Here is a 13,798-nt window from a genome sequence, read left to right as displayed (position 1 = left end):
GGTGTCAGGCCTCCTTGGCCCGGTCGACGGCCTTGTCGGTGGCCGGGTCCTCGCGCAGCGCCTCGGACAGGAGTCGTTCGGCGTCCTCCGGGGCCAGCGCGGCCAGTTCGGCCGCCAGCGCCCCGGTCGTGTCGTTCGCGTCGTCGTCCGCCCCGGCCGCGCCGGTGTCCGTACGGGCTTCCAGGCGCTGCCGGACGGCGTCGGCCAGCGCGGCGGGCGTCGGCTCGGACAGGACGTCGGCCAGCGGGACCTCGACGGAGAAGTACCGGCGGATGTCGGACAGCAGCCGGACGATCAGGAGCGAGTCGCCGCCGTGCTCGAAGATGTCCGCATCCGGCGACAGGTCCTCGCTGCCGAGGGCCTCCGCGATCAGCCGGGTCACCTGGGAGGTGAGATCGCCGGCGTCCGGGCCGGCGTCCGCCAGGTCCGGGCCCGGTGCGGCGGACCCGTCGGCGGGCCTGCCGATCCGTGGGTCCCGCACCCACTGGTCGAGCCGGTGTCCGACGTCCCAGGTGGAGACGGCCACATGGGAGACGTCGCGCAGGGTCAGCAGGCGGCGGACGGCCTCCAGGCCCTCCTCGGGCTGGATCGCCTTGTCGTCCATGCTGCGGCCGATCGCGGACAGGGCCCGCTTCTCGTCCTGGTGGTGCTGCCAGACGTCCCAGGCGGCGCTGATCCAGACCGTGCGGTCGAGATCCCGGTTGGCCCGTTCGGCGGCGGCGTCCATGAAGTGGTTGGCGGCGCCGTAGGCCAGCAGCCGCAGTCCGCCCAGCACCCCGGCCAGCGAGGAGAGCAGCAGGACGAAGTCGACCTGCCGTCCGGCCAGTACCTCCTCCAGGGCGAGCTGGCCGTGGGCCTTCGGCACGAAGTGCCACTGGCACTGTTCCACGCCGGACTCGGTGATCGGGCGGTCCCACCGCTCGCCGGGCAGGCCCGCCGCGTGGACCACGCCGTGCAGTGCGCCGTACCGTTCCTCGACGCGCTCCACCGCCGCCCGCAGCGCCTGCGTGTCGGCCACGTCGGCGTGCACCAGGAAGGTGGTGGCGCCGGCGTCCCGCAGGGAGCGCAGGCGGCCGATCCGCAGGGTGGTCTCGTCGTCTGCCTCGTGGCTGTCGAGCCACGCGTCCCACTGCGCGGGGTCCGGCAGGGGCTCGCGGGTCAGCAGCGCCAGCCGCGCCCCGGTCTCCCGGTGCAGCCAGTGCGCGAGGAGCGAGCCGATCTCGCCGAGGCCGCCGGTGATCAGGTAGACGCCCTCGGGGCGCAGCCGCGAGGTGGCCTCGGCGGACCAGTCCGCGCGTACCGGCGCCAGGTCCGCCACCCAGCGCCTGCCGCCGCGCAGTGTGACGGCCAGCTCGGGAGGCCGGGTGCCGACGAGTTCCGCGGCCAGGGTGCGCAGCGACCGCTCGTCGGGTTCGGCGGGCAGGTCGAAGTGGCGGGCGCCGATGTTGCCGTGCTCCTGACCGATGACCCGGGCGGCGAGTGCCAGGGGCGCCAGTTCGGCGACGGGTTCGGGCTCCGCGGGGCTGACGGCGTAGGCGCCGGCGCTGACGATGTCGAGTTGGACGGGATCGGTGACGCCGTGGGCGCTGAGCGCCTTCACCAGGGCGATGAGGCTGTAGAGCCCGTGGCGCTGGGCCTGTTCGAAGCGTGCCACGCCCCGTCCGGGCAGCGGCGCGGCGGTGGACCAGGCGTGGACCACATGGCCGGGGAGCCGGTTCTCGGCGAGGAGTTCGGCGACCAGCCGGTGGTGGTCCTCCTCGGAGTCTGGCCGCACGGTGAAGGCGGCGCCGTCGCGGGAGTAGCCGCTGCCGGCGGTGACCGTCAACACGTCACCGGCCAGGGCGTGAGCAGCCAGCCGCGCGGCGACACCGCCCGAGCCCGAGCCGGGGGCCGGGTGGGCGGCCGGGTGCGTGCCCGAGCCGGGGCCCGAGTCGGGGTTCGAGTGGGCGGCCGGGTGCGTGCCCGAGTCGGGGTTCGAGTGGGCGGCCGGGTGCATGCCCGAGCCGGGGTTCGAATCGGCGGCCGGGTGCGTGCTCGGGCGGCTGTCCGTGAAGAGCAGCACCGGGTCGGTGATCGGCGCGGGGTCCGCGTCGAGTGTGCCGACGGCCTGGTGCCACACGGGCGCGGTGAACCAGTCGTCCAGCGGCAGCTTGGGCACAGGGGCGGAGCCGGAGCTGCCGCCGCCCGTCCCGGAGAGGGCGCCGGTGCCCGGCTCGACCCAGTAGCGGGTCTCCTCGAAGGGGTAGGTGGGCAGCGGGACCTTACGCCGTCCACGGTCCGCGTAGTAGCCCTGCCAGTCGGGGGTCAGGCCGACCGCCCACAGACGGCCCAGCGCCGCGGTCAGCGCGGTGAGGTCGGCCGCGGGGTCCTTGCCCCGGGCGGCGGAGGTGATCACCGGCAGGCCGGTCTCCCGGGCCGGGTGGCGCCGCGTGAAGGTGGCCAGGGTGTGGCCGGGGCCCACCTCGACGAAGATCTGGTCCCCTTGGGTGAGCGCCGTGGCCACGTCGTCCGCGAACCGGACGGGGGCGCGCAGGTGAGCGCCCCAGTAGGCGGGGTCGGTGGCTTCCTCGTCACGGATCCAGGTACCGGTCAGGTTGGACAGGAAGGGGATGCGCGGCCGGCGCAGCTCCACCTCGCGCAGCAGCCGGGTGAGGGGCTCCACCGCCGGTTGCATCATCGCCGAGTGGAAGGCGTGCGAGGTGGCGACCTTGCGGTGGGTGATGCCGTCGGCGGTGAGTTTGGCGGTGAACGCCCGCATGGCGTCATGACCGCCCGCCACGGTGCACACGGTGGGCTCGTTGACCGCCGCCAGGTCCACGCCGTCGCCGAGGTACGGGGTCAGCTTCTCGGGGCCCGCCATGACGGCCGCCATCACCCCTTCGGGCAGGGCGTCGATCAGCCGGCCCCGCTCGGCGACCACCCGCAGTGCGTCCGGGAGGTGGAACACCCCGGCCAGGGTGGCGGCGACGTACTCGCCGATGCTGTGCCCGATGAGGGCGGTGGGACTGATCCCCCAGGCCAGGTACTGCCGGGCCAGCGCGTACTCCACCGCGAACAGCGCGGGCTGGGTGAGGCGGGTGCGCCTCAGGTCGTACCGCTCGTCCTGCCGGTCGCGTGAGTCGGGGTGGAGGGCGTCGCGCAGGTCGAAGCCGAGGATGGGTTCGAGCAGTTCCGCGCACTCGTCCAAGGTCCGGCGGTAGACGGGCAGTTGCTCGTACCAGCCCCGGCCCATGGCGGGGTACTGCGCGCCCTGGCCGGGGAGCAGGAAGGTGACGGGGCGCGGGGCCGGGTGGCCGGAGTCCTGGTATACGTGCCGGGGTTCGCCGGTGCGCAGTGCGCGGACGGCGGTCTCCCGGTCCGGGGCGGTGACCACGGCCCGGTGGTCGAAGGTGTGCCGGGTGGTGGCCTGGGTGTACGCGGCGTCGTCCAGGTGGACGTCGCCGAGCACGTCCTCCGGGTCGGCCGTTCCCGGCGCGGTGGCCTCCAGGTGGTCGGCGAGCGCCAGGCGTGCCTTCTCCAGCGCGGCCGGGGACTTGGCGGAGACCGGGAGCAGTACGACGGCCGGGGCCGGGGCGGCGTCCGGCGCCACGGCGGCGGCGGGTGGTGCCTCCTCCAGGACCACGTGGGCGGTGGTGCCGCCCATGCCGGTGGAGGTGACGGCACAGCGCAGGGCCGACCCGTCGGCCCGCCACGGTTCGGCGGCGGTGGCCACCCGGAAGCGGGAACCGTCGGTGGCGCACTCCGGGTTCCACGTGGTGAAGTGCGGCATCGGCACGATCGTGCGGTGGTGCAGCATCAGCACGCACTTGATCAGGCCGGCCACCCCGGCCGCGGTGCTCAGATGGCCGATGTTGGCCTTCACCGATCCCAGGGTGAGCGGTCCGCCGGTGCCGTACGCCTGGCGGGCCGCCGCGAGTTCGATCGGGTCGCCCATCCTCGTGCCGGTGCCGTGTGCCTCCAGGTAGCTGACGGTGGCGGGGTCGACCTCGGCGACGCCGAGGGCCTCGGCGAGGACCGCGGCCTGTCCGGACACGCCCGGAGCGGTGTACCCGGCGCGGTCGCTGCCGTCGTTGCCGACGGCCGAGCCGAGCAGTACGGCCCACACCGTGTCGCCGTCGGCCAGCGCGTCCTCCAGGCGTTTGAGGACGACGACCCCGGCGCCGTTGCCGAACACCGTGCCGTCCGCCTCGGCGTCGAAGGGCCGTACCCGGCCGGAGGCGGAGGTGATGCCGTCGGGCTCGTACAGGTAACCGGCCTCCTGCGGGAAGCGCAGGGCGACGCCGCCGGCCAGCGCCAGGTCGCACTCCTGCGAGAGCAGGCTCTGGGCGGCCAGGTGGACGGCGACCAGGGACGTCGAACAGGCCGTCTGCACGGCGAAGCTGGGGCCGGTCAGTTTCAGGTGGTAGGAGGCGCGGGTGGTCAGGTAGTTGCTGTCGTTGCCCATCAGGGTCGCCATGTCCTGCTGCATCCGCTCCAGCGAGCCCTTGAAGCCGCGCTCGCCGGTCAACACGTTGTTCAGCAGGTACGTGCTGTGCAGCGAACCGGCGAAGACGCCGACGCGGCCCGGGTAGACCTCGGAGTCGTGGCCGCTGTGCTCCATCGCCGCCCAGGCGGTCTGCAGGAACAGCCGCAGCTGCGGGTCCATGCGCTCGGCCTCGCGGGAGCTGAGGAAGAAGAACGACGCGTCGAACCGGTCGGCGTCCTCGACGACCGCGGCCCGGCGCACATGACGTGTGTCGGCGAGGGTCTGGCCGGAGACTCCCGCGGCCTCCAGCCGCTCGTCGTCGAGGTCGGTGATGTGCTCGGTGCCCGCGAGCAGGTTCTGCCAGTAGTCCTGCGGGGTGCGGGCGCCCGGCAGCCGGCAGTCCATGCCGACGACGGCGATGCGTCCGGCCGGGAAGGGGGCGTCCTGAAGCTCAGCCATGCGTGCCTCCTGGGGCGGTGCGGCGCTGATCGCCGACGGGCGGAGTGGGGTGGGTGGTGGGCCGGAGGGTGGACTGGACAGGAGGGTCGGAGTGGGTGGTGGGTTCGGCGGGGGCGGTGGTACGGGCCGCCGCGCGGCGGGGTCCGCGGGCGGTCCGGCGGCGCAGGCCGCGGGCGGCCCCCTGGGCGGCGTCGTCGGACGGTGGCCCGGTGCGTTCCGCCGTCAGCCGGGCGACCAGGGCGGACAGGGCGCGGATGGTCGGGGCCCGGTAGAGGTCGGTCATGCGCAGGGCCGGGGCGAGGGAGCGGGTGAGGCGTTCGTGGACGGCGGCCATCCGCAGGGAGGTGCCGCCCAGATCGAAGAAGTTCTCCTCCGGGCCGGGCGCCCGGACACCGAGTACGTCCCGCCATGCCTCGGTGACGGCCTCCTCCACCGGTCCCCGCATCACCCGGGCGGTCCGGGCGAGGGTCGGCCGGGTGACGGTGGACGGATCGGGCAGGGCCGCGCGGTCGATCTTGTGATTGGCCGTCAACGGCAGTTCGCGCAGGGCCACATAGGCGACGGGCACGGCATGATCGGGCAGCACGCGGCGCAACTCAGCCCGCAGCGCGGCGGGTTCGAGTGCTGCGCCGGTCCCGGACACCACGTAGGCGGCGAGTTGACGCTCGCCCGTTCCGTCGGTGTACGGCGCCACCACCGCCTCGCGCACCTGCCCGAGCTGCTTGAGGGCGGCCTCCACCTCGCCGGTCTCCACCCGGATCCCGGAGATCTTGACCTGCGTCCCCCGGCGCCCGACGAGCAGCAGCGTCCCGTCGTCCAGCCGCCTGGCCAGGTCGCCCGTACGGTACGTCCTGCCGTCCGGGGCCGTGCCCGGGGCGAGGTAGTCGCTGACCACGACCAGCTCGCCCTCGCCCGGCCCGTGGACCGTGCGGCCGTCGGCGACCAGCCGGACCTCCGTCTCGGAAACCGCCCGGCCCAGCGGGAACACCCCGGTGGGCGGCCGGTAGCCGAGGTCGGCGACGCGCAGCAGGGCGCAGGAGCACTCCGTGGAGCCGTAGGCGCCCGCCACCCGGCAGTGCGGCTCGAAGTGGCGCCGGCAGGTGTCGAGGTCGGCGCGGTGGAGGGTGTCGCCGCCGAGAGCGAGCATGCGCAGGGCGGGCAGCCGCACTCCGCGGGTCTCCATGGCCCGCGTCAGGGCCCGGAAGACCGGCAGCGTGGAGTGGTACACGGTGACCCGCTCGTCGGCCAGCCACTCCAACAGCCCGGTGACGCCGAGCGCCTTGAGGTCCACGGGGTACAGCGCGGCCCCGTTCAGGAGCGCGGCGAAGGTGTCCTGGACCGCCGAGTCCCAGCTGTACGCGGACTGCAGGGAGAGCCGGTCGAGGGGGCCCACCTTCAGCCCGTCGGTCCACACCCGGGTGTGGTGCAGCACGTGGCGATGCGTCTGCGTGACGGGCTTGGGCCGCCCGGTGGACCCGGAGGTGAACAGCACGTACGCCTCCGACTCCGGCCGCACGTACGCCCCCGGCTCCGGCCGCACGGGCTGGTCCGGTACGGGTGCGTCCGGTGCCGACCCGTCCGGTACCGGCTCGTCCAGGGACGGATCGTGACGGACCAGGTCCGTGTACGCGCGTACCGGGTAGGGCTGCCCGTCGGTGATCAGCCGTGCCAGTTCCCGGTGGCCGGGGCCCGCGACGAGCGTACGGATGCCCGCGTCGGCGGCCATGCCGGCCAGGCGAGGCAGCGGATAGGAGGCGTCCAGGGGCACGTAGGACAGGCTGGCGCGCAGCGCCCCGAGCAGGGCACCGATCATCTCGGCGCCGTGCGAGAAGAGCAGGCCGACCCGGTCCCCCGGGCGCAGCCCGGCGTGGGACAGCGCGCCGCACACGCGGGCGGACAGTTCGGCGGTCTGCCGGTAGGTCCACCGGACCTCCGGGGTGACGACGGCCTCCCGGTGGGGGAAGGCGTCGGCGGTCCGCAGGAAGCGGTGGACCAGCGTGCCCGCCCGGTCGGCGGCCGGGAACGGACGGTGGCCGGTGTCCACGGTGGACACCGCGAAGGTGTCGGTCATGTGCGGCTCTCCTCGGCCGGTTCGTAGGCGAAGACCACCGCCGGATGGGCGGGGCGTCCTCGCAGAGCGGCGTACGCGTCGGCGGCCTGCTCCAGCGGCAGCCGGGGAAGGCCCATCCGGTCCGGGCGGATCGCCCCGTCGGCGATCAGGTCCAGGGCCCGCTGCAGGTTCTCGGTGACGGTCGCCTGTCCCGGGGGCGGGGCGACGTCGGTGTAGCCGCGGGCGTAGGCGAAATCGCGGTATCCCGCTCCGCAGCGGGCCGCGTACCGCAGGTCCAGATTGCCGAGCTCGACGCTGAACTCCACCCGCGCGGCGAACCGTCCCACGCCGACCACCCGCGGCCGGACGGGGGCGCGGGTGGCCCATCGGGCCGCCTCGGCCAGGGTGCGGCTCGCCTCTCCGGTACCGCAGAGGAAGACGCAGCGGGAGCTCCCGGCGGGGGTGGCCGGGCCGGGCGGGAAGGGCGCCTCCCACACCGGCACGCCCAGCGCCTCGGCCCTGCGCAGCCGCCCGGGGTGCAGGTCGGTGACGGTGACCCGGTGCCCGGCGGCAACGGCGGTCTGGGCGAGCAGCAGTCCGACCATTCCCGCGCCGACGACGGCGACCTCGTCCCCGGGCCGTAGTTCGGCGCGGTCGACGGCGTGCACGGCGGTGGCGGCCAGGTTGGCCACGACCGCGTCGGCCAGGTGCACGGTGTCCGGTACCCGTCGGCACAGCCGGTAGGGCACGACGACCACGTCTCCGTGGGTGGCCTCGCCCCATCCCATCGCGGTCACGCGGTCGCCCACCGCGAAGCCGGTCACGCCGGGGCCGACGGCTTCGACCGTGCCCGCCGAGCAGTAGCCCAGCGGGAAGGTCTCGCCGGTGCCCATCAGCCGGTCCAGGTAGTGCAGTTCGGTGCCGGGGCTGATCAGGCTGTACGCCGCGCGGATGCGCAGCTCGCCGGTGCCGACCGGGCCGACGCCGACCTCGACGGCCTCGGGCAGCGCGCCGTGGCCGGCCAGCAGGCGCCGGGACAGGACCGTGCGGGTGTCGACGACGGAAGTCATCGGTCACCCCCTCGATCAACGGCGTCCAGCCCTCCGGCCACCTGCTCCACCAGCCGACCCACGGGCGGCTCGACCGACGGCTCGACCACCCGATCCACCCCCCGATCCGCAGGCCGGCCGACCGGCGAATCGGCCACCCGATCCGCCGCCGGGTCCACGGGCGGCTCAGCCACCCGAGCCGCCAACCCAGCCGTCACCGGATCCCTCGGCTGCTCGGCCACCCGAGCCGTCGCCAGATCCACCGGAGAGTCGGTCGCCCGGTCCGGCGGCCGGTCCGCGGGCGGGTCCGTCGCCAGATCCGTCAGCGGCTCAGTCACCCGAGCAGTCAATCGATCCCTCGGCCGGTCCGTCGGTGAGTCCGTCGGCGAATCGGTCGCCCGGTCAGCGGGCCGGTCCGCGGGCCGGTCCTCGCCGGGTACCGCGATCCATCGTTCGTCGGGGACGATCTCCAGTTCCTCCCGGTGACCGGGGATCGGTCCGTGCGGTACGGGCCGGCCGGACCTCTCGTAGGAGGCTCGGCGGTTGCGTTTGCGCTCCAGACCGAGATTGAGCCCGGACAGGTCCGTGGGGCTGCCGGTGAAGAACCCGTGGTCCCGGGCGGCGGCCACCGCCGCGGCACCGGCCTCCGTGCGGACGAACACCCGGCCGTGCTTGCGCTCGCGCGCCCCGTCCACGCTGGCGGCGAAGATGTTGGGATCGCCGTCGCTGACGCTGACGTCGGCCAGACCCGACAGCCAGTCCCCGCACGCCAGACAGCGGTACGTCTTGTTCTTCGCGAAGTCGCGCACGGCCTTCCAGAAGGCCACCCGGTGGTCCCCGCCGTCCCGGGTGGCGATCGCGATCTCACCCGGGTAGTCGCCCTCGCGGTAGCGGAGCCGGACCACGGAGTCGACCGGAACCAGCGCGCGTTCCTCGATGACGGCCCGGGTGCCCTCGGGACGGGTACTGGAGGAGCAGGCGGGCTCGACCGCGAGCACCACGTGGTCGCGGGCCCAGCGCCCGGCGGCGGTGTCCATGGCCTGGAGCTTGCGCAGCGCCTGGATGTGGCAGGCGACGCCGACCACGGCCACGTCGGCGTCGGGTTCGTTGAGCATCACGTCCCGCAGCGCGCCCAGATAGGGGGCGAGCTGGTACGTGGACTGCGCGGTCTCCGCCAGCAGCCGCGGTTCCCGGACCAGTGCGGGCGCGGCCCGCCAGGGCTGCTCCGGGTCGCGGCCCATCGTCAGCACGACGTCCGTGCCGAGCACCGCGAGGGCGGTCTGCAGGAGTGCGGTGAGGCTGCCGCCGCTCGCGGACGCCTCGAAGACGACGGGGTCGAGCGCGTGACCGGCCAGCACCTCGGAGAAGATGCCGGTCCACCGCTCCCGCGGAGCACGGCTGCGGCCGAACAGTCTCGTCTCGGCGGCCGGGGTGCCGGGGTCGGCGCCGGGGCAGACGTCCAGGCAGTCCCGGCAGCCGCCGCAGTCGGACTCGGTCCACGACGGTTCGGTGAGCACCGGCTCAAGGCCCGAGAACCCCACCACCCCGGCAGGGCAGGCGAGTTGGCAGGCCCCGCACACCGTGCACAGGTCCTTCCGCAGAACCGCTTCGGAGAGTTGCTGGAAGGTCATCGCAGGGCTCCTCCCGCCTGTGCCGCTTCCATCCGGTCTGCGTCGGAGACCGCGGTGGCGAGGCCGTGCAGGAGGAAGCCGAGCTCGTCCTCCGTCAGCAGCGCCGGCGGCACGACCTTGACGGTGGCGCCCTCCGGTCCCCCGCCGAACAGCAGCAGCCGGGCCTGTGCCGCGGTCTCGACGACGGCCTTGGCGCGGGCCGGGTCGGGCCGGCCGTCCCGTGTGCAGTCGAAGGCCGCCAGGGCCCCGGCGGTGCGTACGGCGGACATCCACGGGTGGTCGGCGGCGAGTGCGCCGAGCCGGTCGTCGAGCCGTCGCCCCAGCGCCCTGGCCCTGGCCGGCACGTCCTCGGTGACCAGGATGTCGAGGACCGCCGAGGCGGCGGCGCAGCACAGCGGGCTGCCGGAGTACGTCGACGTCTGCACTCCTGGGGGCAGCGCGTCCACGACCCGCTGTTCGCCCAGTACGGCGCTGACGGGGAAGCCGTTGCCCAGCGTCTTGCCCACCAGGGTCAGATCGGGGGTCTCGGCCATGATCTCGGCGCTGAACATCCGTCCCGCGCGGCCGAGTCCGGTGTAGATCTCGTCCAGCACCAGCAGGGCGCCCCGGTCGTGCGCGGCCCGGGCGATCCGGTCCAGCAGCACGGGGGCCACGGCCAGGACGCCCTCGGTGACCTGGATCGGCTCCAGGACGACGGCGGCCACTCCCCCGTGGTGTTCGGCTTCGTCCAGTGCGGCGGTCAGCGACCGTAGGAAGGCCGCCGTCCCGCCCGTCCCACCCGTGCCGTCCGCGCCGCCCTCGCCGTCGTCACGAGGCCGCGCGCCGCCCTCGTAAGGCTGCGCGCCGTCCTCGCCGCACTGCCGGGGGTCCGGCAGTGCGGCGGTGAAGACCTGGCCGGGCGGCCCGGCGCTGAACCGCTTGAACTCGGCCCGCCAGGTGAGTGCCAGGGCCCCGGCGGTCTTGCCGTGGTAGGCGTGACGGAAGCTGACGACGGAGCGGTGGCCCGTCGCCGCGCGGGCCACCTTCAGGGCGGCCTCGACGGCTTCCGCGCCGGTCACGGTGGGCAGCACCGCGGGTTCCTCATAGGGGGACAGCGCGCCCAGTCGACGGACCATCCGTATGCGCGGATCGGAGTTCAGCTTGCAGCCGGTGTGGACGAGCCGGGCCAGCTGGGCGGCGGCGGCCTCGACGACCGCCGGATGCTGATGGCCCAGGGTGGCCGCCCCGCTGCCGGAGGTGCCGTCGAACCAGGCGGTGCCGTCGTCGGTGCAGAGCCAGGGGCCGTGGCCGGAGCCGAACGCGGGGCCCGCCGTGGTGCCGGTCGACCGGGCTTCGTACGCGGTGCGTAATCGGTTGCTGTTCATCACAGGGTGACCTCGTGGATCGTGGCGCCGACCGCCCGCAGAACGGCGGTGAAACCGGGGAAGGACGTGGTGTGGCAGGCGCCGCCGGTGATCGTGGTGCGCCCGGGCAGGGCCGTGGCCAGGGTCGCCGCGGCCATGGCGATGCGGTGGTCCTCGAAACCGGGGACGGTCCCGGCGGACAGACCGGCGGTGCCGCCCGGCGGCGGCCCGTTCACCGACCGCGGCCCGTTCACCGTCAGCCCGTCCGGTTCCACGCGGACGCATGCGCCGAACGCGGCGGCCATCCGCGCGGTCGTGACGAGCCGGTCCGTTTCCTTGAACCGCAGTTCTCCGGCGCAGCCGATCCTCGACGTGCCGGGCAGCCGGGCCGCGACCACGGCGAGCAGGGGCACCTCGTCGATCAGGGCGTGCAGCGTCCCGGGGTCGTCGACCGTCACCGCCCGGACGCCGTCAAGACCGGCCGTGGTGACGACCGTGCCGACAGGTTCGCCACCGGCGGTGGTGCGCAGGTCCTGGTAGTCGATGGCGGCCCCGGCCCGGCGGAGGACGTCGAAGAAGCCGGTCCTGGTCGGATTCAGGCAGACGTCCGGGATCCGCAGTTCTCCGCCGCCGCCCCGCAGCAGGTGCGCGGCGACGGGATAGGCGGCCAGCGACGGGTCGCCGGGAACGTCGATGAGCGGTGGTACGGAGCAGGGGCCACCGTCGTAGGCGACCTTGCCGGGGCCCTCGGTCAGCCGGGCGCCGAAGGCGGCGAGCATCCGCTCGGTGTGGTCCCGGGAGCGCACGGGGTGGCGCAGTTCGGCCGGTACGCCGGCCGCGACCGCGCCGAGCAGGACCGCCGAACGGGCCTGGGCGCTGCCGACGGCCAGCTCCACCCGCCGGGAGCGGTGCACCCGGCCGCCCACGCTCACCGGCAGCCGGCCTGACCGGTCCAAGTAGCGGATGTCCGCGCCCAGTTCGTTGAGCGGGGTGACGATCCAGTCCATGGGGCGGTGCCGCAGGACCTCGTCCCCGTCCACGACGGCTCCGCGGCCCACGCCCGCGAGCACACCGATCAGCAGCCGGGCCGCCGCGCTGGAGCCCGCGGTCTCCAGATAGGGAATCCCGTCCGGCCACCGCGTGATCGCGGGGTGGGGACGGACCGGCTGGGGGACGGGGGCGGCGCGGCGCACGGTCAGGACGTCTCCCTCGACGAGGGTGTCGAGTCCCAGCGCCCGCAGGGCCGGGAACAGCGCGCGGACCGCGCCGCCCAGATTGGCGTTACGGATCGTCAGCCGGTGCGGCGCGCCGGGCAGCAGGGCGGCCAGCAGAGCGCGGTGGGTGACCGACTTGTCGCCGGGCACGTCCACGGTGGACGCCGGACCGCCGGTTCTGCCGCCCTCCACGACGAGGTCGGGCGAGATGGTCGCGGGCCTGTCGGGGCCCTTCACTTCCAGCACGGACACACTCCCATGGCGACCGGACAAGATCGGTCGCCGGAATCGAGACGGACCGGGCGGCACCACTCGGTGCGTGGCCGCCCGGCGGCACGGGGCCGCTGCGCGTATGAGGGGGGTTCGTGTAAGGGGTTCAGGTGCGCGCGCGGCGCGAACGCGCGGCGCGCGGATATTCGGTGTGCGAGTGCTCGGTCGTTGAGTGCTCGGTGTGCGAGTACTCCGGTGGGCGAGTGCGCGGTGTCGGCTGTCGGTGTGCCGCGCTCAGGGGCGAGACCGGGGCACCGCTCGGGGCGCGGCCGGCCCGCCCGCCCGTCAGTGCGTCCGGACTGGCAGTTCCGCGATCTCCAGCACCGTCGCGGTCCAGACGAAACCGACGCCCATGCCGATCAGCAGCACATGGTCGCCCTCGTGCAGCACACCCGTACGCACCTGGTGTTCGAGCGCCAGGAACTGATCGCTGTTGGCGAGGTGGCCGATGCGCCTGCCCCACTGCCAGGCGGTGCGTTCCACGGGAAGCTCCAGCGGGTCCAGGAACGCCCGGGTGAGCAACTCGTGCCCCAGGTTGGACACCAGCACCTGGGCGATGCCGTCCAGCTTGGTGCCCGCCTCGGACAGCGCACCGTCCACCGCGTCGACGACCTGGGTCTCGAAACGGCGCTGCACCTCCGCCGAGGAAGTGGTGCGCAGGAAGGCCTTCTTGGCCGGGCCGGCGTCGAGGGGCCCGCGCCGCAGCGTCGCCGACGCCAGCGATCCCGTGCTCCGGTGCATCTGTTCCAGCTCGGAGTCGGCCCGGGTCGCGACGCCGAGGACCCGGGCGGTGCCTCGGCGGTGGGACATCACGACAGCCGCCGCGCCGTCCCCGAAGACCATGCCCTTGTTCGTACGCCAGCGGTCGAACTCGCCGTCGAACCGGTCCGCGCAGGTGATCAGCACCGCCGTGTCCGCGTACTGGCCCAGGTGGCTCCTGGCCAGGCCGAGCGCGAACAGGCCGCCGTTGCACCCCTGCCGGATCTCCAGCGCCGGGGCTCCGACGCCGACGGCGTACCGCTCCACGTACGACGCCGCGGCCCATGCCTCCGGGCCCTGGCGGTAGGCGGTGGCGTGCAGCAGGAGGCTGATGTCCTGCGGGCGGTGCCCGGAGCGCAGCAGTGCCTGCCGGCCTGCCCTGACAGCCATCTCGGCCGGTGAGAGCCGAGTCTCCACCGCCACTGTCTCCAAGCGGTCCTTGGCGTTCCAGACCTGTTCGTAGCGGCCGTCCGCGACCGCTTCCGTCACCGTGGTCCGGTCGGCCGGCACATAGGTGCCGATGCCGGAAAGGTAGACGTCCTCCACTGTTCGCGACCC

General features: G+C 74.3%; 7 protein-coding genes. All 7 read right to left on the bottom strand.

Annotation, left to right across the window (positions count from 1 at the left end; genetic code table 11):
* Nucleotides 1-4 precede the first annotated feature (4 nt).
* The 7 genes from K3769_RS33785 to K3769_RS33755 all read right to left on the bottom strand — a co-directional run bounded on the left by K3769_RS33785 (nt 5) and on the right by K3769_RS33755 (nt 13,786).
* Nucleotides 5-4,924 (bottom strand): type I polyketide synthase, encoded by a 4,920-nt coding sequence (locus K3769_RS33785; protein WP_267030042.1) that lies wholly within the window; start codon nt 4,922-4,924, stop codon nt 5-7.
* Nucleotides 4,917-6,995: a non-ribosomal peptide synthetase gene (locus tag K3769_RS33780; protein ID WP_267030041.1), complete on the bottom strand. Its 2,079-nt coding sequence runs from the start codon at nt 6,993-6,995 to the stop codon at nt 4,917-4,919. Before K3769_RS33780 ends, K3769_RS33785 begins: the two co-directional genes overlap by 8 nt.
* Nucleotides 6,992-8,044 (bottom strand): zinc-dependent alcohol dehydrogenase, encoded by a 1,053-nt coding sequence (locus tag K3769_RS33775; RefSeq protein WP_267030040.1) that lies wholly within the window; start codon nt 8,042-8,044, stop codon nt 6,992-6,994. The genes K3769_RS33780 and K3769_RS33775 overlap by 4 nt, the downstream gene beginning before the upstream one ends.
* Nucleotides 8,041-9,654: a Coenzyme F420 hydrogenase/dehydrogenase, beta subunit C-terminal domain gene (locus K3769_RS33770; protein WP_267030039.1), complete on the bottom strand. Its 1,614-nt coding sequence runs from the start codon at nt 9,652-9,654 to the stop codon at nt 8,041-8,043. The genes K3769_RS33775 and K3769_RS33770 overlap by 4 nt, the downstream gene beginning before the upstream one ends.
* Nucleotides 9,651-11,018 (bottom strand): aspartate aminotransferase family protein, encoded by a 1,368-nt coding sequence (locus tag K3769_RS33765; RefSeq protein WP_267030038.1) that lies wholly within the window; start codon nt 11,016-11,018, stop codon nt 9,651-9,653. The genes K3769_RS33770 and K3769_RS33765 overlap by 4 nt, the downstream gene beginning before the upstream one ends.
* Nucleotides 11,018-12,457 (bottom strand): 3-phosphoshikimate 1-carboxyvinyltransferase, encoded by a 1,440-nt coding sequence (locus tag K3769_RS33760; protein WP_267030037.1) that lies wholly within the window; start codon nt 12,455-12,457, stop codon nt 11,018-11,020. The genes K3769_RS33765 and K3769_RS33760 overlap by 1 nt, the downstream gene beginning before the upstream one ends.
* 309 nt (nt 12,458-12,766) lie before the next feature.
* Nucleotides 12,767-13,786 (bottom strand): ketoacyl-ACP synthase III family protein, encoded by a 1,020-nt coding sequence (locus K3769_RS33755; RefSeq protein WP_267030036.1) that lies wholly within the window; start codon nt 13,784-13,786, stop codon nt 12,767-12,769.
* Nucleotides 13,787-13,798 lie beyond the last annotated feature (12 nt).

The organism is Streptomyces ortus, assembly GCF_026341275.1.
GTDB classification, from domain to species: Bacteria; Actinomycetota; Actinomycetes; order Streptomycetales; family Streptomycetaceae; genus Streptomyces; species Streptomyces ortus.
Note: the sequence above shows the minus strand (reverse complement) of the source record. Positions and strands in the feature narration are given on the sequence as shown.